Genomic DNA, 23,202 nt, shown 5'->3' with positions numbered 1-23,202 from the left:
AGAATCACCCCAAGCCAGCGTCATTCACGCGGTGCCGCACCTGTGCGCGGACCCACTCATCGTCTCCTATCAGCGTGTCGGCCGGCTGAAGCCCAATCCGCAACAGTCACCCAAGCCGAAGCCGCTGACCTCCTAGGGCTAAGCCCCTCCACGCTCCGCTATTGGTGGTACCAGGGTACTGGCCCGAAGGGTTTCCGGGTCGGCAGGCGTGTGAACTACCGGCGCGAGGATGTTGATGCTTGGCTGAAACACCAGGTCGATACAACGTCCCGTGGCGATCTGGACGATGAGCGCGTGACCGAGCTGTGGGGCACCTGCGAAAATCCGTGTTCTGGGCGTGGGGTGGACAGTTCTGGTTGCACGGCGATGGGGCCGGCGACCTGCCTGCGCGGATCACCTGCCGCCCGATTCGTGACCCAAGCAACGGACCATCGATGAGTATTTCTGCAGATGACCTGCATAGTTACTTGTCTACGTCGCTTGACTAGAAAATATCTAGCCAACTAGACCAAAATCATAGCCAAGCCGGAAAAGACCACCGACATAGTTAAGCGGCTCCGTGCGGCCGGATTCGCGAGCGCCGACGCGAAGGGGTCCCACACTAAGTGGAGTCACCCGTCAGGTGTTCACGTAGTCGTGCCGACCGGCCACAAAAGCATCTTGACGGGCGTCGTCCGCAAGGTCGACAAAGCCATCGAGCAGAGCAAGGGGAAATGATGTACGAGTTCAAAATCGAAGTCACACGCGACGGCCGGTGGTGGATGGTGCACATCCCCGAAATCGACGGCCTTACCCAAGCCCGCCGACTCTCCGAGGCCGCGACTATGGCGCGCGAATATATAGCCCTTGATCAAAATCTTCCCTACGACGAAATCAACGTCGAAACTGCCAGCGTGCGAATGGATCAGCCTGAGTTCCGCGAATTACTCGACGCCGCCCGCAGTATCCGCAACCGCCGCGCCCACGCTCAAGAACTTGAGCAAGAGGCACTTCGCGACGCCCGGGAGTACGCGCACTGGCTCACCACCTACGGCGTGCCCGTACGTGACATAGCCGAACTACTCGACATCTCACCGCAGCGTGTCAGCCAACTCGCCAACTCGCAGTAGTTAGAGTGTGGCCCGCCGAAAGTAGAGCTTCTCGTTGCGCCCTTGCGGCGTGTATCGCATGACGCTGGACATTTACGTACCGTGTCAGGGTGGCCGACCACCGTTCACTAGTAGCCTCCATCGCGGCGCACGAGTCGTGGGCCCGTACGCCCGACCGTTCAGCCCGCACATGACATCACGCTGGTCCGCGACACGTGATGACATTGCAGCAACTATGTAAGAAAAGAGGTGCGGGCTCGGATTGACGGTCTTCCAAAGGTGCTTCTGGAGTTGGCGTTACGAAGAATACCTCCGGAGTTCCGGGACGAATACCGAGCAGATTGGGAAGGCAATATGTCTGCCGCGCTTGATGATCCGCTAACTCGGTATCCATTGACTCGTCTGTGGCAGTGTTTCGCTTTCGCGTGGAGTCTGTTGATTAGTAGTCGAAGGATTCGCCGCGGGCTGGGCTGTCGGACGCGGTTCGAGATTATCCGCGCAACCCTACGCTCCCAGCTCGTTGCGAGGCGGCAGTGGTTGACGATTCTGCAATGCTTGGGTGCGGTCGCCGCCGGGGCCATTGCGCAAGTTCAGCTCGACAGCCTCTTTGGCGTGACCGGCACCGGAATATTCGTCGCCGTCATCGTGATTGCCCTCGCAGCCGATGAGGTGGTCCGTCGGATAATGCGGTCGAGCAGTCATCTCGCACGCTCGGCGTAACCAAGCGTTGCAGGCCACAAGCTAGAAGTCGTAGTTACCGGTGTCACGGTATTCGCGGCGTTCACCACACCATGAACACTCCTCGACGTTGAACGTGGCGTCTGGGTCGTCGGGTAGTTGGCGTTCCTCGATGAGGTGCCAGTCGTGGACGTGGTCGTTGCTCATGCTACGAGCGTTGTTTGGGGCCTAGGCCGGTGTGCTTGGGACAGAAGCCTTCGCGCCGTCCGAGTTCGTGCAGCACAGTGTCGAGCAAGGTCATCATACTGCTGATTTTGTCGCAGTTCGCGTTGCGGTGGGCTTCGATTGTCACACGACCCGTACGTCGTTGTCGCAGTCGGGGCATCGGTATCCGGCAACCGTAATGGCCTTGCCGTGGATCGCCGATGGCGATAGTGTGGTCGCGATCACAAAAGGACCACATAGCTCGCCGCTGGCTCGTTTGCGGAGGGCCTTTTCGAGCGCCGGCCCGTCACCGAGAGGGTGGCGGGCCGACGCGCCCGCAGCTCAGGTGTCGACGATGTTCTCCGGGTGCATCATCTCGGCGTAGCGCAGCTGCTCCGGTATGCCGAACCCGTCGACCAGCAACTCCGCATACGGGCGCAGGTTGCGGCAGCGTTCGTTGATCCCGCGGGTGACGGCCTTGGCGCGCTCGGTCGACAGGAACCGGTGCTCCATGTACCAGGCGCGGTCCTCTTCGATCACCGTCAGCGCGTACAGGTCGCACACCATCTCGAGGACTCTGCGGGCCTCCTCGTCCTCGCAGGTGTCGATGCCCGCAACGAACGCTTCGAGGACCACGCGATCGATGTGAGCCCGCGCGGCGTGCAGCACATGATCCTGCACGGCGTTGAACGCGTCGAACGCGCTCATCTCCTTGGACTTGCCCTGCAGCCGGCGCGCCACCGTGGACAGCATGTACTCCTCGCGGTCCTCGAACATCTGTATCTGCGTGCCGCGGTTGAACAGGCTGCCCTCTTCCTCGTTGTCCTGCCGGTTGTCCAGGATCGTCTGGATGATCGGTTGTGCCGCCGTGCGTTTCAGCACCCGGGTGCCGACGGTCTCGGCGGCGAAGCGCACCCATTCGACCGGGCTCATGCTCTTGACGTCGTCGGCGTACTCGGTGAGCAACTGCTTGGCGACCAGTTGGGTCAGCACATGGTTGTCGCCCTCGAACGTGGTGAACACGTCGGTGTCGGCCTTCAGCCCGATCAACCGGTTCTCGGCCATGTAGCCGGCTCCACCGCAGGCTTCGCGGGCCTCCTGGATCGCGCGGGTGGCGTGCCAGGTGTTGGCCGCCTTCAGACCCGCCGCGCGCGCTTCCAACTCTCGCTGGTCTTCAGGGTCGGGGTCGTCGGCCGTCTGCAGTTCGTGGCACTTGGCCACCAGCTCGTTCTGCGCGAACTGCAGCGCGTAGGACTTGGCGATCAGCGGCAGCAGGCGGCGCTGATGCACCAGGTAGTCCATGATCAGCACTTCGTCGTCATTGTCGGGCTCGGTGAACTGCCTGCGCTGCAACGCATATCGCGTGGCGATGTCCAGTGCCACCCGGGCGGCCGCCGCCGCGCTGCCCCCGACGGTGACCCGGCCCCGGATCAAGGTGCCCAGCATCGTGAAAAACCGTCGGCCCTCGCTCTCGATCGGCGACGAGTAAGTGCCGTCCTCAGAGACGTCGGCGTACTTGTTGAGCAGGTTCTCCCGCGGGATCCGGACATGCGCGAACTGGATACGCCCGTTGTCCACACCCGGCAGACCGCCCTTGTAGTGGTTATCCGAGGTGGTCACGCCCGGCAGGTCGGTGCCCTCGTCGTCGCGGATCGGGACCACGAAGCAGTGCACGCCGTGACCCTCGCCGTCGGGCGTGATCAACTGTGCGAAAACGGCGGCCACCCGGGCTGTTTCGGCTGCGCCGCCGATGTAATCCTTGCGGGATGTGGCGGTCGGAGAGTCGATGACGAACTCCTGGGTTTCCGGATCGTAGGTCGCGGTGGTCTCCAGCGACTGCACGTCGCTGCCGTGGCCGGTCTCGGTCATCGCGAAGCAACCGAGCAACTCGAGGTTGATGATCTTCGGCACGTACTTTTCGTGGTGGCGCTCGGTGCCGAGGTTCTCGATCGCCCCGCCGAACAGCCCCCACTGCACGCCGGCCTTGACCATCAGCGACAGATCCGACATGGCGAGCATCTCGATCTGGGTGACCGCCCCACCGACGTCGCCGTTGCCGCCGTGCTCTTTTTTGAACCCGTCCTCGGCCGCGCCGTGGGCGGCCATGATCTTCAACTGCTCAGCCACTTTGGTGCGGGCGATGACGGTGTTGGGGGTGTAGTGCGGGCGGAACACCTCGGTGGAAAGTTCCTCGCGCATTCGGTTCTTCACATCGCGCCAACGGCCGTCGAGCGTATTGCGTAGGTGCTCCGCAGTGGTGGTCATACCTCGACGGTATCCCGCCAGGGCGCACCGCAAACTGTGATGCCGCAAACGCAGGTAAACCTGACTAAAACCCGAGCAACCGCATGCAGTTCAATCGATGGCATGCAAGGGTCCGGATATGCCTAAATGGGTGGCGCCCACGGGGGTGCCACACGTCACCACCCACCGGCACGCCGACGTCACCGGCGGCTGGCTGCGTGCCGCGACGTTCGGCGCCATGGACGGCCTCGTCAGCAACACCGCGCTGATCGCAGGCGTTGCCGCGGCCGCCAGCGCGCAGACCGTCGTGATCAGCGGCATCGCCGGACTGCTGGCCGGCGCGTTCTCGATGGCCATGGGCGAGTACACCTCTGTGACCACCGCCAACGAGCAGATCGAATCCGAGGTCCTCGTCGAACGGCGCTCTTTCCGCAAGAACCCGCAAGCCGAAAAGGCCGAGCTGATCGCGATGCTCATGGACATGGGCATGACGCGCGAAACCGCGACAACGGCCACCGAGGAGCTGCACCGCGACGAGAAACGCGCACTGAACTTCCACCTCGTGCAGGAACTCGGCGTCGACCCCCGGGAGAAGCCGTCGCCATGGGTGGCGGCGAGCTCGTCGTTCCTGCTGTTCGCGATCGGTGCCATCATCCCGCTCATCCCCTACCTGCTCGGCTACGAATCGCTGTGGGGCGGGCTGGCGTGCGGCGGGCTGGGACTGCTCATTGCCGGTGCCATGGCCGCCCGGATCACCCGCAAGCCGGCGTGGTTCGGGTCGCTGCGGCAGTTGGCGTTCGGTGCCGTCGCGATCGCGGCGACCTACTTCGTCGGCACCCTGCTCGACACGGTGGTCTAGTGCGCACCCGCCGGGCCGTCGTGCTCGCATGCGCTGTGCTGCTCACCGCATGCGGCGCCGAAACCACCGACGCCGACGGGCCGCAGTATCTCGGCCAGCTGCAACTCGACGACGGCGCGACGTTCGACGGCACGGTGGTCGGCGGGCTCTCCGGGCTGAGCTACGACCGGGAGAACGACCTCTACTACATCATCAGCGACGACCGCTCGGAGGAGAACCCGGCCCGGTTCTATACCGCGCGGATCGCGCTGTCGGACAACGGGATCGACGACGTCGAATTCGTCTCGACACACCCCTTGCTGGATGATGACGGTAAACCGTTCCCGCCGCTGAACGTCGACGCCCGGCCGCCGGTGGTGCCGCCGGATCCGGAGGGCATCGCCGTCGACGTTGGCCGCCAGCGCCTCTACTGGTCGGGTGAGGGGGAGCGGAAGGGCGAGGCGATGCGCGACCCGTCGCTGCGCATCGCCGATCTCGACGGAGGCTACGTCGGCGAGTTCACGCTGCCGCCGATGTTGCGGATGTCGCGCGAAGCGACCGGGCCGCGGCGAAACCGCGGTCTGGAAGGGCTCACGCTGACGCCCGACGGCCGCGCCCTGTGGGCGGCGATGGAGAACCCCGGCTACAACGACGGCGCACTACCTGACAGCGACACCGGGGCGCTCACCCGGATCACCCGTTTCGACGTCGAATCCCGCACAGCGACAGCGCAGTACGCCTACCCGGTCGACAAGGTCACCGCCGGACCCGACGGCGACAACGGCCTGACCGAACTGCTGGCCATCGACGACGAGACCTTCCTTGTCCTCGAACGCGGCTACGGCACCCACGTCGAGGCGCGCATCTACCGCGTCAGCGTCGGCGACGCCGACGACGTGCTGGATCGGCCGTCGTTGCAGAACGGATCGGTGCGGCCGATGACCAAGACGCTGCTCGTCGACCTGACGGGCACCGTCGACCCGCTCGACAACGTCGAGGGCCTCACGTTCGGCCCCGCCCTGCCCGACGGACGCCGGTCCCTGGTTCTGGTCAGCGACAACAACTTCTCGGCCGACCAGATCACCCAGTTCCTGGCGTTCGCCCTCGAGGATTAGCGCCCGGCGACGCGGCGTCCTCGAGAAGTCGACGCAGCACGACGACGGCGTCGGCGAGGGTCTGGCGATCGGCGGCGTCGAGGCGTTCCAGATAAGGGTCGATGGCCGCACCGCGATGTACTCGAACCCGGTGCAGGGTCTGCACCCCCTTGGGGGTGATGCGGATCAGCACGGCGCGGCCGTCCTCGGGGTCGACGGTGCGCGATACCAGCCCGGCGTCTTCGAGCCGTCGCACCTGGGTGGTCATCGTCGGCTGCGAGCAGTGGTCGAGCGCCGCCAGATCCGAGATGCGGGCCTCGCCGCGGTCTTCGATGGTGGACAGCAGTCGGGCCTGCGCATAGCCGAGGGGCATCCGGGCCCGCTGTGTGGCGAGGCGGTTGATCCGAGCAACGACGGCCAACAAGTCGGCTCCGAGCGTCGGCGACATGCGCCAGATAATTACATAGGTTTGCTATATTTCTCAACCGCGGCCGTGTCGCCGGTCACAGCAGCGTCGATGGAGCTTATCTGCTTTGGACTGGCAGAATCGTGAAATGGCCGTGACCGGGGAATCGAGACCGTCTCGACGGACCGGTTCGCTGCGTCCGGGTGAACTCGCGCAGGCCGCGGTGATGGCGGCGCTGACGGCGGCCACCGCGATCATCGCCATCGTCGTGCCGTTCGCGGCCGGGCTGGCGCTCCTGGGCACCGTGCCGATGGGTCTGCTGGCCTACCGCTACCGGCTGCGGGTGCTGATCACCGCCATGGTGGCCGGCGGCATCATCGCGTTTCTGATCGCCGGCGCCGGCGGGTTCATGACGGTGTTCAACTGCGCCTATATCGGTGGGCTCACCGGAACCGTCAAGCGCCGCGGTCGCGGCACGCCGACGGTGGTGGTCGTCGCGGTCATCGCCGGCGCGGTGTTCGGCGCGGCGTCGGTGGTGGTCCTGGCCATCCTGGCGCGGCTGCGGCATCTGATCTTCGACACGGTCACCGCGAACGTCGACGGTGCGGCCGCGATCATTTCCCGCATCCCGAACATGGAGGGCATCGCCGACCAACTCAAGCGTGACTTCGCCACGGCGCTGGACTACTGGCCGCTGTTGTTCTTCGGCAGCGGGGTGCTGTCCATCACGATGATCAGCCTGTTGGGTTGGTGGGCGCTTTCGCGGGTGATGGCGCGGTTGCTCGGCATCCCCGACGTGCACAAGCTGGAGTCCTCCGCCGACACCGGTGCCGTCGCGCCGGTGCCTGCCCGGCTGCGCGACGTGCGGTTCCGCTACCCCAACGGCGACGACGACGCGCTCGGCCCGCTGTCACTGACCGTCGAACCCGGTGAGTACCTCGCCGTGACCGGAGCCAACGGCTCCGGTAAGACCACGCTGATGCTGGTGCTGGCCGGGCGTGAACCCACGTCGGGCACCGTCGAACGGCCGGGTGCGGTGGGGCTCGGGCGCATCGGCGGCACCGCGGTGATCATGCAGCACCCCGAGAGCCAGGTGCTGGGCACCCGCGTCGCCGACGACGTCGTGTGGGGGCTGCCGCCCGGCAAGACCATCGACGTGCACGAACTGCTCGCCGAGGTCGGGCTCGACGGGCTGGCCGAACGCGACACCGGCGGGCTGTCCGGCGGTGAGCTACAGCGTCTGGCCGTGGCGGCGGCACTGGCCCGCGAACCCTCGCTGCTGATCGCCGACGAGGTCACCAGCATGGTCGATCAACAGGGCCGCGAGTCGTTGGTGTCGGTGCTGTCCGGGCTCACCAAGCGCCACGACATGTCGCTGGTGCACATCACCCACTACAACGCCGAGGCCGACAACGCCGATCGCGCCGTCAACCTCACCGGCGGCAGCGGTGCCGCCGACAACACCGAGATGGTGGAGACGTCGGCGGCGCCCACCCCGACCGTCGTGCCGGGACAACACGCAGTAAAGCCGGTGCTCGAGCTCATCGACGTCGGCCACGAATATGGCAGCGGAACCCCTTGGGCGGCCACCGCATTGCGCGATATCAACTTCACCGTCCACGAGGGCGACGGCGTATTGATCCACGGGCTCAACGGGTCCGGCAAGTCGACGCTGGCCTGGATCATGGCGGGTTTGACCATGCCGACCGTCGGCACGTGCCTGCTCGACGGCACACCGGCCGCCGATCAGGTCGGCGCCGTCGCGCTGTCGTTCCAAGCTGCGCGGCTGCAGCTGATGCGCAGCCACGTCGGTTATGAAATCGCCTCGGCCGCCGGGTTTTCCGCCTCTGACCGCGGCCGGGTCGCCGAGGCGCTGACCATGGTCGGCCTGGACCCCTCGCTGGCCAAGCGGCGCATCGACCAACTCAGCGGCGGGCAGATGCGTCGGGTGGTGCTGGCCGGACTGCTCGCACGAGCGCCGCGGGCGCTGATCCTCGACGAACCGCTGGCCGGGCTCGACGCCGCCAGTCAGCGCGGCCTGCTGCGGCTGCTGGAGGACCTGCGGCGCAATGCCGGGCTGACCGTCGTCGTGATCTCGCATGACTTCACCGGGCTGGACGAGCTGTGCCCGCGCACGCTGCACCTGGAGGGCGGTGCGCTGGTCGCGGCGCCCTCGGCCGCGGGAGGGATGACATGACCGCGCCCACCGCTCGACGCCAACCCAAGCCGCTGGTGCTGTTGCGGCCCGTACCGGGCGACAGCATCATTCACCAACTATGGGCTGGCTCGAAACTGGCGATCGTCGCCGCCATCGGTGTGCTGCTCACCTTCTACCCGGGCTGGGTGCCGATCGGTGCGGTCGCCGCGCTGGTGCTGACGGCGGCGTGGCTGGCGCGCATCCCGCGCGGCGTGCTGCCGACGATTCCGGGCTGGCTGTGGTTCTTGTTGTTCCTCGGCGGCCTCACCGCCGCATTCGCCGGCGGCGACCCGGTCATCGGTCTGGGCTCGGTCGAACTCGGGCTGGGCGGGCTGCTCAACTTCTTGCGCATCACCGCGCTGTCGATCGTGCTGCTGGGCCTCGGCGTGATGGTGTCGTGGACCACCAACGTCGCCGAGATCGCCCCGGCCGTTGCTACATTGGGCCGTCCGCTGCGTGTGCTGCGCATTCCGGTGGACGAATGGGCGGTCGCGTTGACGTTGGCGCTGCGAGCGTTCCCGATGCTGATCGACGAGTTCCGGGTGCTCTACGCTGCGCGCCGGCTGCGGCCCAAAGAGCGACCGCAGACTCGGCGTGGACGCCACCGCCGCTGGTGGCTGGAGGCCATCGACCTGCTCGCCGCGGCGGTGATCGTCGCGCTGCGCCGGGCCGACGAGATGGGCGACGCGATCACCGCGCGCGGCGGCGCGGGCCAGATCTCGGCGGCGCCCTCGCGACCCAAACGGCTCGACTGGCTGACGTTCGCGATCGTCGCGGTGGTGTGCGGCGCCGCGCTTGCACTGGAGCTGACGGTGGCAGGTACCAGCGGCTAGTTCGCTCGCCACTAAGTTGGTGGGCGTGACAGCAAGCCGACGCGTCGACGCCGACTTCCTCGAACTACCACGCCACGCCCTCGCCGATGCAGCGTTGTCCGCCGCTATGGCCGCCGGAGCCAGCCACGCCGACTTCCGCATCCACGCGACCACCAGCGAACTCATGCAGCTGCGCGACGGTGAGCTGGAAACCGCCGTCGTCAACCGCGAGATCGGCCTGGCCGTGCGGGTGATCGTCAACGGCACCTGGGGTTTCGCGTCGCACGCCGAACTCAGCGCCGACGTGGCGGCCGACACCGCCCGGCGCGCTGTGCACGTGGCGACGACGTTGGCCCCGCTCAACGCCGAACGCATCGAACTGGCTCCCGAACCGGTCTATGCCGACGTCGAGTGGGTGTCGGACTACCGGATCGACCCGTTCGACGTCGCGACGACGGACAAGCTCGCCGTGTTGGGCGAGCACTCCGAGCGGATGCTGGCGGCCGACGGGGTCGACCACGTGTCGGCGTTGGTGAACGCCGTCAAGGAGCAGACCTACTACGCAGACACCTTCGGGTCGTCGATCACCCAGCAGCGGGTGCGGGTGCTGCCGATGCTGGAGGCGGTGACGGTCGACGCCGCTGCGGGCACGTTCGAGACCATGCGCTCGCTGTGCCCCCCGTCCGCGCGGGGCTGGGAGGTGCTGGCCGGCGACGCGGTGTGGAACTGGTCCGAGGAGCTGGCCGAGATGCCGACACTGCTCGCGGAGAAGGTCAAGGCGCCCAGCGTGACGGCGGGCCCGACGGATCTGGTGATCGACCCGACCAACCTGTGGTTGACGATCCACGAATCGATCGGGCACGCAACGGAATACGACCGCGCGATCGGATACGAGGCGGCGTATGCGGGCACGTCGTTCGCCACACCGGACAAGCTGGGCACCATGCGTTACGGTTCACCGGTGATGAACGTGACCGCCGACCGCACCGTCGAATACGGTTTGGCGACAGTCGGTTACGACGACGAGGGCGTGCACGCGCAGAGCTGGGATCTAGTGCGCGACGGCATTTTCGTGGGCTATCAGCTGGACCGGGTGTTCGCGCCGCGGCTGGGGGTGGCGCGATCCAACGGTTGTTCGTATGCCGACTCCGCGCATCATGTGCCGATCCAGCGGATGGCCAACGTGTCGTTGCAGCCGGCGGTCGAGGATGTCAGCACCGACGACCTGATTGCGCGGGTGGCCGACGGCATCTACATCGTGGGCGACAAGAGTTGGTCGATTGACATGCAGCGCTACAACTTCCAGTTCACCGGGCAGCGGTTCTACCGGATCCGCGACGGCCGGCTGGACGGTCAGCTGCGCGACGTCGCGTATCAGTCGACGACGACGGACTTCTGGCGCTCGCTGGAGGCGGTCGGCGGACCGTCGACGTGGCGTCTGGACGGGGCATTCAACTGTGGCAAGGCCCAGCCGGGACAGGTGGCTCCGGTCAGCCATGGTTGCCCGTCGGCGTTGTTCCGTGGGGTGAACGTGCTCAACACGCGGGCCGAGGCGGGCGGTAGCCGGTGATCGGAGCGCAGCAGGTCATCGATCTCGCGTTGGCCGAGGCCGCCAGCCGGGGTAAGGCCGATGAGACGATCGTGTTGGTCACCGACCGGGTGGACGCGTCGCTGCGATGGGCGGGCAATTCGATGACCACCAACGGCGAGTCGACGAGCCGGCACACCACCGTGATATCGATTGTGCGCCAATCTAACGAGGCGCGGGTCGGGACCGTGCGGTCAAGCGAGGTGGATCCGGGCGTCATCGCCGGACTGGTGGCGGCGTCGCAGGAGGCGGCCGCGGCCGCGCCCGAAGCACGCGACAGCGCCGGACCGCTGCCCGCAACCATCGAACCGAGCGACTGGGACGATCCGGTACCCGGCACCGGTGCACAGGTTTTCCTGCCGGTGGCGGACGGTCTGGCACGTGGGTTTGAGGGCCCGAATCAGCTGTACGGCTACGCCAGGCACATCGTGGAGACGACGTTCATGGCGACGTCGACCGGGCTGCGCCGCCGCTACACGCAGCCGACGGGTTCGGTGGAGATCAACGCCAAACGCAACGGGGCCAGTGCATGGGTGGGGGTCAGCACACCCGACTTCGCCGATGTGCCAACGGATTCGATGCTCGAGCAGCTGTCGGCGCGGCTGCGCTGGGCGCAGCGGTCGGTGGAGCTGCCCGCCGGGCGATACGAGACGATCCTGCCGCCGTCGACGGTGGCAGATCTGATGATCTATCTGACCTGGACCATGGATGGACGCAGCGCACAGGAGGGCCGTACTGCGCTGTCGGCGCCGGGCGGCGGTACCCGGGTGGGGGAGCGGCTCACCGATCTGCCGTTGACGCTGTACTCCGATCCGGGTGCGGCGGGGCTGGAATGCACTCCGTTCGTGGTCGCGACGGCGTCTTCGGAGCGGGTCTCGGTGTTCGACAACGGTATGGACATCGGTCGGGTGGACTGGATCCGCGACGGGGTCGTCGAGACGTTGGCGTATCCGCGGGCGGCCGCCGCGGAATTCGGCGCGCCGGTGGCGGTGCCGGCCGACAATCTGGTGATGACGGGCGGGTCGGCGAGTTTGGCCGACATGATCGCGAGCACCGAGCGCGGCCTGCTGTTGACGACAATGTGGTACATCCGCGAGGTCGACCCCGCGGTGCTGCTGCTGACCGGGCTGACCCGCGACGGCGTCTACCTCGTCGAGGACGGCGAGGTGACCTCGGCGGTCAACAACTTCCGGTTCAACGAGAGCCCGTTGGACGTGCTGCGCAGGGCGACGGAGGCCGGGATCAGCGAGGTGACGTTGCCGCGCGAGTGGGGTGACTGGGCGACCCGGGCGGCGATGCCGACGCTGCGAATACCGGACTTTCACATGTCTTCGGTCAGCCAAGCGCGATAATCCTGAGCATGGGTTCACAGGAGCCGGCCGACAGGTTGGCCGGGTTGGTGGCGTTGTCGTCGGGGGATCGCGGCCTGGACACGTTGATCCGGTTGACGTGTGCCCGAGCGTTGGTGTTACCGCCGCTGCCGGTGGAGATCGACCCGGTCGATGGTCCGTCAGAGCGGGATTCGGTGGTGGCCGCGTTTGCCGAACAGTTCTCGGTGGACGTGTCGGAGATCGGGGACAACCAGCGGACACAGTTTGTGTCGACGTTGGGCGACAACGCATTTCGCACGGTGGTTATGGTCTTCATCGCCGACTTCGTGCCGCGGGTGTGGGCGGGATGTGAGGCGCTGGGGCTGGGCAACCGCGGTGCGCGTGAGGTGGTGGAGTGGGATCACCACACCGATCCGGTCGATGCGCTGCTCAACGGGTTCGTGCCGGGGGTGGCGCGGATGCGGGAACTCGATCCGGTGACGACGGAGATCGTGCGGTTGCGCGGGGCAACGCAGCACAACTGTCGGCTGTGCAAGTCGCTGCGGGAGAGCACGGCGTTGGATGCGGGCGGTTCGGAGGAGATGTACAGCCAGATTGAGCAGTACGAATCGGCGGATGGGTTGACGAAGGCGCAGAAGGCGGCGTTGCGGTTCGTCGACGCGCTGATCTGGTCGCCGTCGCAGATCTCGGAGGAGGTGGCACGCGGTGTGCACAAACATTTCTCCGACGAGCAGGCGTTCGAGTTGACGTTGGACGTGATGCGCAACGCCGCCAACAAGATCGCGGTGTCGCTGGGCGCCGATGCGCCGCGGGCGGCCGAGGGCACCGAGCAGTACCTGATCGACGCCGACGGGCAGACGGTGTACGCCAGCTAGTGTCGTGGGCGCCTTGGCCGGTGTTGGGGGCGCTAGGGAATTTTGCCAAGCTCTGAGCGAAAAATTCGTTCGATGGAGCCGACCCGGGGTGGACGGCGATGTGGTTCCGCCGGCATATGCGAACATGGTGCGGCGCAGCTGGGGGCGGTAGCTCAGTTGGTCAGAGCTGGGGACTCATAATCCCTAGGTCGCGGGTTCAAGTCCCGCCCGCCCCACCAGGCACATGTGCAAGTTCAAAGCGATTCGCCGTCGTCGGACAGCCCCATCACCCCGGCTACTCACGAAACAGCAAACGTGGCGTTTGGACTGTTACCGAGGCCGGTCAGGCAGCAGCCAAGGAACAGATCTCGATCCTTCACGCTGATTTTGTGGCGTCCTACAAGAAAACCAAGCCCAAGAATAAGGGGCAAAAGGCCGGTGTTGAAAGCGAGCTTGCCTGGCGATGTCACCAGCGGCCTTTGAGTGGCTGGCGCAACGGCTACTGCGTGAGTCTGGCTTTTCCAGTGCGGTCGTTACTGGGCGAGCGGGTGACGGCGGCATCGACGGCCTTGGCGTCTACCAAATTTCGCTGTTGAGCTTCCCGGTGTTCTTTCAATGCAGGCGGTATAAGGGCAGCGTTACCGCCTCGGCTGTTCGAGACTTCCGTGGTGCGATGGCTGGCCGCGGCGATAAGGGGCTGCTCATCACTACCGGCACGTTCACGAACGACGCGCGATCGGAAGCCAAGCGGGACGGCGCGCCACCTATCGACCTTATCGACGGTGACCGACTGTGCGATCTGTTGAAGGAGAACGCGATCGGCGTCTCCACAACCGAACGTGTCGTGGTGGACGTGAAGGTGGAGGCCGACCCACGCCCTATCTATAGAGCCGAAGAACCAGCAACGACACAGGCGCGGTTGTTATTCCTGAGGCTAATGTGGCGTATACATCGGCAGCCGGAGCACGCCGAAGGTGATGCAGGCATGAGGCCTTTATACTCATGGTATGAGTAAACGACTCCAGGTTGTTCTTGATGCCGAGGAATGGGAAAGCCTCAAGGAGATCGCCCGTCGCCATCACACGACTGTTTCGGATTGGGTTCGGCGAACTTTGCGAGCGGCAAGCGAGCGGGAGCCGGCTGGCGACCTTGGCAGCAAACTGCAGGCAATTCGTACCGCGGCGCGTCATGAGTTCGAGACCGCCGACATTGATCAGATGCTTAACGAGATTGCGCGTGGACGTGAAGAACTTCCGGAACGACACGATGATCCTCGTTGACTCCAACATTCCGATGTACCTGGTGGGAGCGGCGCACCCCCACAAACTCGACGCGCAGCGCCTCCTGGAGTCCGCGGTGTCGGCGGGTGAGCGGCTCGTAACGGATGCTGAAGTGCTGCAAGAGATCTGCCATCGCTACGTTGCCATCAACAGACGCGAGGCGATTCAGCCGGCCTTCGACGCAGTTCTGGGCGTTGTCGACGACGTCCTGCCGATCGCTCGTGTTGATGTCGAGGATGCTCGAGACCTAGTCCTGCGATACCAAAACCTATCCGCCAGGGATGGCCTGCACCTTGCCGTTATGGCGCGCCACAATGTCACCGAGCTCATGAGCTTCGATCGCGGCTTCGACGCCTACCCAGGCATCACGCGCCTCGGATAGACAGCCTTGCGCATTCCTTGGGGTCGACGATCGACAGACGTTCTCACAACCAGTTGATTTCTTGATGCCCCCTACTCATCGTGTGGCACAACGCAAGCCAATTCCAGCCCGTCAAGGCGCCGGACAAGCAGGCTCGGCAGCCAGCGACCCACGTCGACGGCCTCGATGTGCGTGGTGCGTTCAAGAAGTTGCCGGATCACGATCGTCGCCTCCAGGCGCGCCAGCGCCGCGCCGACGCAAAAATGTGCGCCCTTGCCAAAACTGATGTGGCCCTTGCCGCCAGCCCGGTCCAACCTGAACTCGTCGGGGTGGTCGAAATGCGCCGGATCGCGATTGGCCGCGCCCCACAACAACAGCAGCCGCGATCCCGCCGGAAGATCCACACCACACAGCGACGTGTCGTTCACCACGTGGCGGTAATGCCCCCGAAATGGCGGTTCGGTACGCAGCACCTCCTCGAGAAACGCGCCGAGCAGTTCCGGCTCCTCGCGCATCTGCTCCTGGATATCCGGGCGGGTCGCCAAAACCCAAGCCGCAGAGCCGATCAACGACGCAGTGGATTCACCACCGGCGCTGAACAGGATGATCATCATTCCCAGCGCCGTAAGCTCTTCCATCTCTCCTGACGCGCACGCCGTCGCGAGATCGCCGAGCAGGTTGTCCTGCGGGTCAACCGCAGCACGGTCAAACTGATCGATGATGTATCCGGTGAGTTCTCCGACGGCCACGCCGGCCTCGGCCAGCTGGTCCGGGCTGACCAGGCCCTCCACGACTTGTGTTGCCGCATAACCCCACCGGACCAGCTGGTCGACATCGGCGTCGGGTACGCCGATGATCCGTCCCACGATCATCATCGGCAGGCGGTTCGCCAGCGCACTCATCCACTCGATGCGCCCATCGTGAAAGCTCTCCGTCCACAACCGCTCTGACGTGTCACCGATGAACGGTTCGAACGCACGGATCCGCTTGGCCGTCAACTGCCGCAGCACCGCTTTGCGATGCACCGCATGCTCGGGCTCGTCGGCGGTGGCCAACACATGGCTCTTACCGCCCAGCCCCTCCATCTCGAAGGCGCCCACCACGCCGCCGGGCTGGTAGGTCATGGTCGCGGTCAGATTCGACGAGAAATCCTCGGGCCGCGCGATCGCCTCGTTGACCGCCGCCCAACTGCACACCGCGTAGAACCCCGACTCACCGATCCGGTGCACCGGCGCCGTGTCGAGCATCCGGCGGTACAGCGGATAGGGGTCCTGGATGTACTCGTCGTCGAACAACGCGATACCAAGCTGACCCATGCGTCCACGCTGGCGGGCCACCACAGCCCCGTCAAGAACCCTCGACAAAGTTGAAATCCCAGTTCAACGGCGACGGCCGGCGTCGTCTCACGGCGTCCCGCCCACATGCGCAAACGCTGAGATGTAGCGTCAGTTCTGTCTCAGCACTGAGAAACAAGGGGGCTATTGGTGGCACGAGACGATTGGCTTCTCGGCGGCGAGCGTCGCACGGCGGCCGCCGAGCGCATCTATACCGCGGCCACTGACCTCGTCGTGCGCGAAGGCTTCGACGCCTTCGACATCGACACGTTGGCCGCACGCGTGCACTGCTCACGCGCGACGATCTACCGCTACGCCGGCGGCAAGGCTCAGATCCGCGACGCCGTGCTGCTGCGTCTGGCGGCTCGCGTCGTCGACTCAGTTCGCTCCGCGGTCCACGACCTCACCGGGACGCAGCGCGTCGTGAAGGCGATCACAGTTGCGCTGGAACACATTCGGGCCGACCCGATCCGCCCGATGATGATGAGCCTCAGCGCGGGAAGGGATCTGAGCGAGCTGCCGTCGTCGCCGGTGCTGGGCCGGCTGGCCGCCGACCTCGCCGGCATCACCGATGACGACCCGCAGGCGGCCCAATGGATCGTCCGCGTCGTCATGTCGCTGGCGGTGTGGCCCGTCGGCGACGACGACGCCGAACGTCAAGTGGTGGAACGATTCGTCGCTCCGGCGTTCAGCTGATCCGTTGTCACGCAACGATCGCCGTGCTGCACGGCACCTCTGCGGTCGCGCCATCACCGCAGGTCAGCAGCGCCAGGTTCGGCGGGATCAGCGGCGATGGCGGCCACGTCGACGGTGGCGCCGGGATCAGCGGGAAGATGCTGTTGTTGTTCACCCCGGTCAGCCGCGCCACGATCTGTGCGGGAATATTGGTCGCCACGTACAGCAGGTTGCCGACCAGCTGCACCGGCACGATCGCCAAGCCGGCCAGCGCGCTGACCAGGAAGATGTCCTGATCGGCGATCGATCTCAGCTGATCGATCGTGTCGTAGGTGAATGTGTACACGAAGTACGGGATCGAGGTGAAAATCGTCCGCAGACCGAGGGCGATGTCGGTGCCGATATCCGGATAGCCGTTCATGGCGATCGCGTCGAACAGCGCCTGGTGCAGATCGACCGGGTCGACGTCGCTGTCGCCGAGCGTGGTCAACGAGACGCCGTCGGAATACGCGGGTGGCGGTGCACCGAAGAGGTGCAACACCGTTGGCGTCGTGTCGACGATCTCGTACTGCAGGTTGATGAACCCTTCTTGGAAGTCCGAACCCCGCGCGATCACGAAGGTCGAAGTCTCCGAAGGCGTTTGGAACCCGTGCCCGAAGCCCTGCTGCGGCTGGTGACCGTGGTCGGTCACCACGAGCACGGTCCAGTTCTCACACAGTCCGGGGTTGCACTTCTCCCGCTCGGCGATCTCGGCCATGATCGCGCCGATGTTCTCGTCGACGTTACGGATGGCCTCCGCGTACTGCGGCGACGCGCCACCGTACATGTGCCCGTTCTCGTCGACGCCGACGAAGTAGGTGAACATGAACGTCGGGGTGCCGTTCTGGGTGTTCTGGATCGCGGCGACGGTGGCGGCGCCGACCGCGTCGTCGGTGAGCAACCAGTTCGTGTCGCCGGGAACCTGCGGGACGAAGTGGATCTGGTCGGCGGGAATTGATCCGGCATTCGCGATGTCGGCGATGACGTTCCAGTTGGCTATCGCGATAGTCTCGATGTTCGGGTCGTGTGTCTCGAGCATGTTGAACACCGTCGGGTACCGGTTGTACGGCCCCGGCGTGAACACGTTGTTGACGACGCCTGTGGTCTCACCCCACACCCCGGTCAGGATCGCCGTCCACGAGGGGTTGGAGATGGTGGTGTGTCCGACGATGCTCGAGGCGGCGGTGGTGCCGTCGTCCATCAGCGCGAAGAAGTGGTCGTTCTCGGGGTCGGAGAGGATCCGGCCCAGGTTGGTGCCGTCGACGCCGATCACCAGCACGTAGGGCGTGCCGTTGGCTTGTGCCGAGGGCCCCGAGAGCTGCGTGACGGTGTACTGCGCCGCCGGGGGTGCAGTCTGGTGGGACAGTGCCTGCTCGAACTCACCGCGCGCCGCCGCCAGCATCGTCCACAACGCGGGTATTTGAATCGGCACACCCGTGGTGCCCAGGCCCATCAGCGGCCGCAGCAGGGCGTTCACCGTCTCGGTGACCAGGCTGACCAAGGTGGGCCGCGGCTGGGAGGTGACCGTCACCGCTGTGGCCGGCGGGGCGGTCATGGTCGTGAACGTCGTCGTCGTCGGGTTGGGCGTTGTGGTCGCTGCCTTCGGCGCGACGTCTTCGGTGGCGGTGACCTTCGCGGTGGCGGTGACGTCGGGTTGGGTCTCGGGTTCTTCTTGTGCGCGGGTGAATCGTTCGACGGTCGCGTTGACATAGGACTTGACCTCTTCGGTGAAATCCCGGGTGCCCGAGCGTGACTCGCTTGCGGCGGGGGGATCGGCCGATTCGGCGTCGTCCGAAGACGCCTCGTCTTGCGCGGCGTCCTCGTCCGTAAACGACGTATCCGCGTCGTCTTCGGCCTCTCCCTCAACGTCGCCGGTGGCGTCTTCCCCCGTGGCGTCTTCCCCCGTGGCGTCTTCCCCCGTGGCGTCTTCGTCCGCGGTGGCGTCCGATGGATCGGTGGTGTCGTCGTCTGCGGCCGGTGTCGAGTCCTCCGCCGCCGAAGATTCAGTTGAGGACGATGACGTCTCGCTCGACGGCGAGGACTCGCTCGATGATGAGGACTCGCCGGACGACGAACCGCCGGTGTCCGCAAACGCAACGGCGGGTGCGTTCGCGATGGCAACGCCAACGCCCAATGTCACCGCTAATGCTCCGACGCGACCGATGTAGTTGGCGTACCCCATGACGGTTTCCTTCCGTGCCCACGTCCCCGTAAGTGGTGGAGCAGAAATTTGACGTTTGCAGCAAATTACCGCTTCCGAGGCGCGGTGTACGCCGCTTCGACGAACATGGGACAGCGGCTCCTTACCTTGGTTCGCTGTAGCCCACCGGGGCGCTGTACACGAAGTCGGCCGCCAGACATTCCAGCGTGCCCCCGGCGCGAACCACGACCAGAACCTCGTCGAGCTGGTCGTCGTCCTGAATCCGTTCGAAGAACCTCGCCACGTGCGCCAACTCTGCGCCATCGAGAACGATTCGTTGGATCACGTGCCTGCGGAAGTGGTTACCGCAGACGTAGCCCCGCTCCGGAGCTGGCAGGTAAACCTGCAAGCCTGGGTTTTCGTCCTCGTCATCGGAATACCCGAGGCGTGGGTCCCGCCCATCCAGGGAAAATAAGCCACTTCCTGGCAGTTGCCGCAAACCGGCCAGGTGGTCATCGACGTAGCCAAAGCCCGCCCTTCCTCAACACGCGGTGTGACGATCCGTTTGCGCCATTTTACCTGGCTAGACCGACAAAACAGCGCTCAGCGACGGCGTCGTCGCGCTCCCGCGCGCCATCGAATGACGGGCATGTCAGCAAATGCTATTGGACCGGGCGGAGCACGACCACGCCTGCAACGGTCTGCAGGTAATCGGCCAGCTGCTGGTCGATGACCTTCTCGTGTGCGCGCAACGACGAGGCGTTGCGAAACACCGGCCCGTGGGGTGTCTCGACGAAGATGCCGACGTGCGTGACGTCGAGGCCGCCGTCTTCGGCGAACGCCCCGATGTAGTCACCCGTGCGCAGTTGGCTCAGCACACCGTCGTCGATCTGGGAACTCGGAATGTAGGACATCGTCCGCGGCACCACCGGCAACCCCGGCAGGTAGTGGCCACCCGAGTCCTTCGCGTTGAGGTTCTTGTTCACCGCAACCGCATTGGGGCTCAGCGACGCCGTGATGTCCGTCGCCACTGCCGGCGTGGCGGCGGCCCAGTCGGTGAAGAAGTGTTTCCTGTTCCGGAAGGCGACGACGCCGTCCTTGTAGCGCACCTCGATGAGCGCGTCGATGAACTCCTCGCGGTTGGTCGCCCGCTTCAGCGCTTCGACGTAGTCGGCATAGGTGAAGCAGTCCACCTTCTCCAACTCCACCACCAGCTTCTCCGGGGCGTTCGCGGATCCGACGAGAGTGTCTGCGCCATAAGGTGTTCCGAGGAACTGCTGTGAAATCGCGCCGGCATCTGCACCGGCCGCACCGTTCCTGGCGGTCAACATCCTCTCGAGGAGCTGTGCGCTCTGTTCGGAGACCTGGACTTCGAGCGTCGTGTTCGTCACCGCGCCACGGTAATTCGCGACTGGAATCGGAGCAGGCTCGGTGTATCCGACCGGCAGGAGCACGTCACCGGATGTCGTCAGGTAGTAGACCTCCCACCGGTGATAGCCGGTGAATGCGGCGGGGTCGGCGGACATGGCGGCGGCGTAGTCGTTGATGGCTCGCACGTAGTTGTTCGAGTTGTTGTACCGGTACAGCGCATAGTCGCGGTTTCCGGCGAACCCGTTGGCGGCCAGGTAGCGTCCTGCCGCCATGATGCTGTCGCGGGGCGAGTGGATGTCCCCGCCCGCGCCGAACGCGGCGAACGTGGAGGGCATGAACTGCATCGGACCCTGCGCGCCCGCGGTGCTCACCCCGGCGACGCGGCCGAACGCGGTTTCGACGAGGTTGATCGCCGCCAAATAGTTCCAGCCCACACCGAACTCCGCTTCGGCCTCACGGTAGTAACCCATGAGTTCGGCGGCCGGTGTCGGGGCGACGATCCGCCACGCCGGCAGGGTGTCTTTCGGCCGGCTCATCACGCCGAGCTCCCGGCGCGCGTCGACATTGAGGTCGTAGACCTTCAGCAACTCGGGCGGGATCCGCGGGCGCACGATCGGGTCCCACTCGGGGTGCCGTCCGATGGTCCGGTAGGCCGCTTGCTGCCGGTGCGCCGCCGACGTCAGCACCGCCTCCGAGGACGCCGGGTCGCGCAGTGCACGTTCATCGGCCACCAGGCCGTCGGCGATGTCGACGGGGTCGGACGCGAGTTCGCGGTGCGGGGGCTCGGCTGCGGGTGCGGGGTTCGTCGGCGCCGCTGTCGTCGTGGCGGATGTTTCCGGCCGGTCCGAGGTCGAGCATCCGACGAGGGCAAACAACATCATGGCGATGCCCGCGACAGCAACAATCCTGGCGATTTCAGATCGGGGCCCACCGGCATTCATTGCCGTCGAAGTTTAGCGGCTCAGGTTTGCAACGGCTCCGGGCAGAAGTACAGCCGAGCACCGGCCACGATGAAGTTCGACAGCGTTTCGTCTTTCGTCGTGATGTCCAACTTCTCGGCCACCGCCGACGCATCGGTGCCGCGCGCGAGCTGAGCGCACACGTCGCGGGCCAGGGTGCTCAGGGTCGCGCAGTCGCCGGTGAAACCGACCGAGGACATGCTGCGGCAGAAATCGTCGTCGGGTGATGCGGCGGCGTGCGGTGCGGCCAACAGCGAGCCGATTCCTAGCACTAACAGCGCGGTGAGTTGCGCAAGCGTTGTCATATCACGTCTTTCCTACCGCTTTACTACCCGCTTCGGATCGAGGGAGGTGGGATTGGATGCAGATCGAGATAGGAGCGTGACCGGGTGACAGACTGCACCCATGGCGTGGGATTTCAGCACCGAACCGGAATTTCAGGACAAGCTCGACTGGGTCAAACAGTTCTGCGAGGAAAAGGTCGAACCGCTCGATCACGTGTTTCCGTACGCGGTGCGTTCAACGGATCCCGCGGTCAAGGCCTATGTGCGTGAGCTGCAGCAGGAGGTCAAAGACCAGGGGCTGTGGGCGATCTTTCTCGACGAGGACCTCGGCGGTCCTGGCTTCGGTCAGCTCAAGCTCGGCCTGCTCAACGAGGTCATCGGACGCTACGCCGGCGCCCCGCACATGTTCGGCGCGTCGGCCCCCGACACCGGCAACATGGAGATGCTCGCCGCCTACGGCACCGAGGAGCAGAAGGAACGCTGGCTGGGGCCGCTGCTCAACCAGGACATGTTCTCGGCCTACTCGATGACCGAACCGCAGGGCGGCAGCGATCCGAGCCTCTTCAAGACCCATGCCGTCCGCGACGGCGACGAGTGGGTGATCAACGGCGAGAAGTGGTTCACCTCGGCGGGCCGCGTCGCCGACATCCTGTTCGTGATGTGCACCAACGGAATGTTCGTGGTACCGCGCGAGACCCCGGGTGTGGAGATCATGCCCGAGCCCCGCAACCACAACCACATCATCTACCGTGACGTGCGGGTGCCGCTCGATCATCTCCTCGGCCCGGAGGACGGGGCACGGGTGCTCGCGCAGCGCCGTCTTGGCGGCGGACGCATCCACCACGCCATGCGCACCATCGCGCAGTGCAACCTCGCGTTCGACATGATGTGCGAGCGCGCGCTCAGCCGCGAATCGCACGGCAAGGTCATCTCCGAGCACCAGATGGTGCAGGAGAAAATCGCCGAGTCCTACGCGATGATCAAGATGCTGCGGCTGTTCGTGCTCGAGACGGCGTGGAAAATCGACCAGACCTCCACCCAGGAGGCCCGCACCGACATCGCCGCGGTCAAGTTCACGATGGCGCGGGTGCTGCGGGAGGTGTCGTTCAACGCGCTGCACATTCTCGGGTCGCTCGGGACCACCGATCTCACCCCGATCCAGGCAATGTACGCCGGCGCGCCGACGATGGGCATCGCCGACGGCGTCGACGAGGTGCACAAGGCCACCGTCGCGCGCCGGGTGCTGCGTGACTACGAGCCCCACGAGGGCAACTTCCCGACAGAGTTCCTGCCGTACAAGCGAGAGGCCGCCCGCAGGAAACTGCAACCCGTGCTCGACGCGCGCCCGGAGTTGGCCGCTGCCGCCGAGGCTTACCAGAAGTACCTGTCGCGGCGCCGCTGAACCTTCTCGCCGAGCGCACGGTT

23 protein-coding genes, 1 tRNA gene and 2 pseudogenes are annotated in these 23,202 nt (G+C 65.6%); 16 read left to right on the top strand and 10 right to left on the bottom strand.

The annotated features are described in order from the left end of the window. Positions 1-42: 42 nt before the first annotated feature. The 3 genes from ABQE44_RS24135 (at position 43) to ABQE44_RS24125 (ending at position 1,109) form a co-directional block, all read left to right on the top strand. A complete protein-coding gene (locus tag ABQE44_RS24135) occupies positions 43-438 on the top strand; it encodes a helix-turn-helix transcriptional regulator (protein ID WP_448432351.1) in 396 nt (131 codons plus the stop codon). A gap of 75 nt (positions 439-513) precedes the next feature. Beyond that, positions 514-717, top strand: coding sequence for a type II toxin-antitoxin system HicA family toxin (locus tag ABQE44_RS24130; protein ID WP_448432349.1), 204 nt, complete (start codon positions 514-516; stop codon positions 715-717). Then, on the top strand, positions 717-1,109 hold the full coding sequence (locus tag ABQE44_RS24125) for a HicB family toxin-antitoxin system (protein WP_448432343.1): 393 nt from the start codon (positions 717-719) through the stop codon (positions 1,107-1,109). The genes ABQE44_RS24130 and ABQE44_RS24125 overlap by 1 nt, the downstream gene beginning before the upstream one ends. Before the next feature lie 483 nt (positions 1,110-1,592). Here the strand turns inward: ABQE44_RS24125 and ABQE44_RS24120 are convergent, their stop codons facing one another. The 3 genes from ABQE44_RS24120 to ABQE44_RS24110 form a co-directional block, all read right to left on the bottom strand. Beyond that, a complete protein-coding gene (locus ABQE44_RS24120; RefSeq protein WP_448432341.1) occupies positions 1,593-1,790 on the bottom strand; it encodes a hypothetical protein in 198 nt (65 codons plus the stop codon). A gap of 39 nt (positions 1,791-1,829) precedes the next feature. Beyond that, on the bottom strand, positions 1,830-1,973 hold the full coding sequence (locus ABQE44_RS24115) for a hypothetical protein (RefSeq protein WP_448432339.1): 144 nt from the start codon (positions 1,971-1,973) through the stop codon (positions 1,830-1,832). Between the two features lie 339 nt (positions 1,974-2,312). Further along, positions 2,313-4,235: an acyl-CoA dehydrogenase family protein gene (locus tag ABQE44_RS24110; protein WP_448432337.1), complete on the bottom strand. Its 1,923-nt coding sequence runs from the start codon at positions 4,233-4,235 to the stop codon at positions 2,313-2,315. Positions 4,236-4,353: 118 nt separating this feature from the next. Here ABQE44_RS24110 and ABQE44_RS24105 point away from each other — a divergent pair, with 118 nt between their 5' ends. Beyond that, positions 4,354-5,073: a VIT1/CCC1 transporter family protein gene (locus ABQE44_RS24105; RefSeq protein WP_448432336.1), complete on the top strand. Its 720-nt coding sequence runs from the start codon at positions 4,354-4,356 to the stop codon at positions 5,071-5,073. After that, on the top strand, positions 5,073-6,167 hold the full coding sequence (locus ABQE44_RS24100) for an esterase-like activity of phytase family protein (protein WP_448432334.1): 1,095 nt from the start codon (positions 5,073-5,075) through the stop codon (positions 6,165-6,167). Before ABQE44_RS24105 ends, ABQE44_RS24100 begins: the two co-directional genes overlap by 1 nt. On the opposite strand, the gene ABQE44_RS24095 is transcribed toward ABQE44_RS24100, so the two are convergent. Beyond that, positions 6,133-6,594, bottom strand: a complete 462-nt coding sequence (locus ABQE44_RS24095) for a MarR family winged helix-turn-helix transcriptional regulator (protein WP_448432332.1) — start codon at positions 6,592-6,594, stop codon at positions 6,133-6,135. The two genes, ABQE44_RS24100 and ABQE44_RS24095, sit on opposite strands and share 35 nt — an antisense overlap. 106 nt (positions 6,595-6,700) lie before the next feature. Between ABQE44_RS24095 and ABQE44_RS24090 the strand changes: the two genes are divergently transcribed. The 9 genes from ABQE44_RS24090 to ABQE44_RS24050 all read left to right on the top strand — a co-directional run bounded on the left by ABQE44_RS24090 (position 6,701) and on the right by ABQE44_RS24050 (position 14,996). Next, positions 6,701-8,749: an ABC transporter ATP-binding protein gene (locus tag ABQE44_RS24090; RefSeq protein WP_448432330.1), complete on the top strand. Its 2,049-nt coding sequence runs from the start codon at positions 6,701-6,703 to the stop codon at positions 8,747-8,749. Continuing rightward, a complete protein-coding gene (locus ABQE44_RS24085; protein WP_448395223.1) occupies positions 8,746-9,582 on the top strand; it encodes a CbiQ family ECF transporter T component in 837 nt (278 codons plus the stop codon). Before ABQE44_RS24090 ends, ABQE44_RS24085 begins: the two co-directional genes overlap by 4 nt. Positions 9,583-9,607: 25 nt before the next feature. Then, positions 9,608-11,131: a TldD/PmbA family protein gene (locus ABQE44_RS24080; RefSeq protein ID WP_448432328.1), complete on the top strand. Its 1,524-nt coding sequence runs from the start codon at positions 9,608-9,610 to the stop codon at positions 11,129-11,131. Beyond that, positions 11,128-12,501, top strand: a complete 1,374-nt coding sequence (locus tag ABQE44_RS24075) for a metallopeptidase TldD-related protein (RefSeq protein ID WP_448432326.1) — start codon at positions 11,128-11,130, stop codon at positions 12,499-12,501. The genes ABQE44_RS24080 and ABQE44_RS24075 overlap by 4 nt, the downstream gene beginning before the upstream one ends. Before the next feature lie 8 nt (positions 12,502-12,509). Then, on the top strand, positions 12,510-13,355 hold the full coding sequence (locus ABQE44_RS24070) for a carboxymuconolactone decarboxylase family protein (RefSeq protein ID WP_448432324.1): 846 nt from the start codon (positions 12,510-12,512) through the stop codon (positions 13,353-13,355). A gap of 141 nt (positions 13,356-13,496) precedes the next feature. Beyond that, positions 13,497-13,573, top strand: a tRNA-Ile gene (locus ABQE44_RS24065). 224 nt (positions 13,574-13,797) lie between these two features. Next, positions 13,798-14,349: a restriction endonuclease gene (locus ABQE44_RS24060; RefSeq protein ID WP_448432322.1), complete on the top strand. Its 552-nt coding sequence runs from the start codon at positions 13,798-13,800 to the stop codon at positions 14,347-14,349. Continuing rightward, entirely contained in the window at positions 14,342-14,614 is a 273-nt protein-coding gene (locus ABQE44_RS24055; protein ID WP_448395218.1) for an antitoxin, read from the top strand. The genes ABQE44_RS24060 and ABQE44_RS24055 overlap by 8 nt, the downstream gene beginning before the upstream one ends. Beyond that, entirely contained in the window at positions 14,601-14,996 is a 396-nt protein-coding gene (locus ABQE44_RS24050) for a type II toxin-antitoxin system VapC family toxin (protein WP_448395241.1), read from the top strand. Before ABQE44_RS24055 ends, ABQE44_RS24050 begins: the two co-directional genes overlap by 14 nt. A gap of 71 nt (positions 14,997-15,067) precedes the next feature. Here ABQE44_RS24050 and ABQE44_RS24045 read toward each other — a convergent pair whose 3' ends face one another. After that, a complete protein-coding gene (locus ABQE44_RS24045; protein ID WP_448432320.1) occupies positions 15,068-16,291 on the bottom strand; it encodes a cytochrome P450 in 1,224 nt (407 codons plus the stop codon). A 168-nt stretch (positions 16,292-16,459) separates the two neighbouring features. Between ABQE44_RS24045 and ABQE44_RS24040 the strand changes: the two genes are divergently transcribed. Further along, complete coding sequence (locus ABQE44_RS24040) at positions 16,460-17,005, top strand: TetR/AcrR family transcriptional regulator (protein WP_448432318.1); 546 nt, start codon at positions 16,460-16,462, stop codon at positions 17,003-17,005. A gap of 7 nt (positions 17,006-17,012) precedes the next feature. On the opposite strand, the gene ABQE44_RS24035 is transcribed toward ABQE44_RS24040, so the two are convergent. The 5 genes and pseudogenes from ABQE44_RS24035 to ABQE44_RS24015 form a co-directional block, all read right to left on the bottom strand. Beyond that, positions 17,013-19,205 (bottom strand): alkaline phosphatase family protein, encoded by a 2,193-nt coding sequence (locus ABQE44_RS24035; protein ID WP_448432316.1) that lies wholly within the window; start codon positions 19,203-19,205, stop codon positions 17,013-17,015. Positions 19,206-19,326: 121 nt separating this feature from the next. Beyond that, the gene (locus ABQE44_RS24030; RefSeq protein ID WP_448432314.1) at positions 19,327-19,467 is read right to left on the bottom strand and encodes a hypothetical protein; all 141 of its coding nucleotides are present in this window, start codon (positions 19,465-19,467) and stop codon (positions 19,327-19,329) included. 358 nt (positions 19,468-19,825) lie between these two features. Beyond that, positions 19,826-20,437, bottom strand: a pseudogene (locus tag ABQE44_RS24025) (DUF1460 domain-containing protein); the annotation flags it as partial. 117 nt (positions 20,438-20,554) lie between these two features. Continuing rightward, positions 20,555-21,415: pseudogene (locus tag ABQE44_RS24020) on the bottom strand (transglycosylase SLT domain-containing protein); the annotation flags it as partial. A gap of 80 nt (positions 21,416-21,495) precedes the next feature. Beyond that, positions 21,496-21,798 (bottom strand): DUF732 domain-containing protein, encoded by a 303-nt coding sequence (locus ABQE44_RS24015; protein WP_448432312.1) that lies wholly within the window; start codon positions 21,796-21,798, stop codon positions 21,496-21,498. A 100-nt stretch (positions 21,799-21,898) separates the two neighbouring features. On the opposite strand from ABQE44_RS24015, the gene ABQE44_RS24010 reads away from it, so the two are divergent. Beyond that, positions 21,899-23,179: an acyl-CoA dehydrogenase family protein gene (locus ABQE44_RS24010; RefSeq protein WP_448432310.1), complete on the top strand. Its 1,281-nt coding sequence runs from the start codon at positions 21,899-21,901 to the stop codon at positions 23,177-23,179. The last annotated feature ends 23 nt before the right edge of the window (positions 23,180-23,202 follow it).

Source organism: Mycolicibacterium sp. XJ2546, assembly GCF_053483195.1.
This window is presented reverse-complemented; position numbering and strand designations above follow the sequence as displayed.

Excerpts from the sequence above, each read along its gene's own strand:
- ABQE44_RS24125 (WP_448432343.1), top strand. The coding sequence starts at position 717 with ATGTACGAGTTCAAAATCGAAGTCACACGCGACGGCCGGTGGTGGATG.
- ABQE44_RS24120 (WP_448432341.1), bottom strand. The coding sequence starts at position 1,790 with ATGACTGCTCGACCGCATTATCCGACGGACCACCTCATCGGCTGCGAG.
- ABQE44_RS24115 (WP_448432339.1), bottom strand. The coding sequence starts at position 1,973 with ATGAGCAACGACCACGTCCACGACTGGCACCTCATCGAGGAACGCCAA.
- ABQE44_RS24110 (WP_448432337.1), bottom strand. The coding sequence starts at position 4,235 with ATGACCACCACTGCGGAGCACCTACGCAATACGCTCGACGGCCGTTGG.
- ABQE44_RS24105 (WP_448432336.1), top strand. The coding sequence starts at position 4,354 with ATGCCTAAATGGGTGGCGCCCACGGGGGTGCCACACGTCACCACCCAC.
- ABQE44_RS24095 (WP_448432332.1), bottom strand. The coding sequence starts at position 6,594 with ATGTCGCCGACGCTCGGAGCCGACTTGTTGGCCGTCGTTGCTCGGATC.
- ABQE44_RS24090 (WP_448432330.1), top strand. The coding sequence starts at position 6,701 with ATGGCCGTGACCGGGGAATCGAGACCGTCTCGACGGACCGGTTCGCTG.
- ABQE44_RS24085 (WP_448395223.1), top strand. The coding sequence starts at position 8,746 with ATGACCGCGCCCACCGCTCGACGCCAACCCAAGCCGCTGGTGCTGTTG.
- ABQE44_RS24070 (WP_448432324.1), top strand. The coding sequence starts at position 12,510 with ATGGGTTCACAGGAGCCGGCCGACAGGTTGGCCGGGTTGGTGGCGTTG.
- ABQE44_RS24060 (WP_448432322.1), top strand. The coding sequence starts at position 13,798 with ATGTCACCAGCGGCCTTTGAGTGGCTGGCGCAACGGCTACTGCGTGAG.
- ABQE44_RS24055 (WP_448395218.1), top strand. The coding sequence starts at position 14,342 with ATGAGTAAACGACTCCAGGTTGTTCTTGATGCCGAGGAATGGGAAAGC.
- ABQE44_RS24050 (WP_448395241.1), top strand. The coding sequence starts at position 14,601 with ATGATCCTCGTTGACTCCAACATTCCGATGTACCTGGTGGGAGCGGCG.
- ABQE44_RS24045 (WP_448432320.1), bottom strand. The coding sequence starts at position 16,291 with ATGGGTCAGCTTGGTATCGCGTTGTTCGACGACGAGTACATCCAGGAC.
- ABQE44_RS24035 (WP_448432316.1), bottom strand. The coding sequence starts at position 19,205 with ATGGGGTACGCCAACTACATCGGTCGCGTCGGAGCATTAGCGGTGACA.
- ABQE44_RS24015 (WP_448432312.1), bottom strand. The coding sequence starts at position 21,798 with ATGACAACGCTTGCGCAACTCACCGCGCTGTTAGTGCTAGGAATCGGC.
- ABQE44_RS24010 (WP_448432310.1), top strand. The coding sequence starts at position 21,899 with ATGGCGTGGGATTTCAGCACCGAACCGGAATTTCAGGACAAGCTCGAC.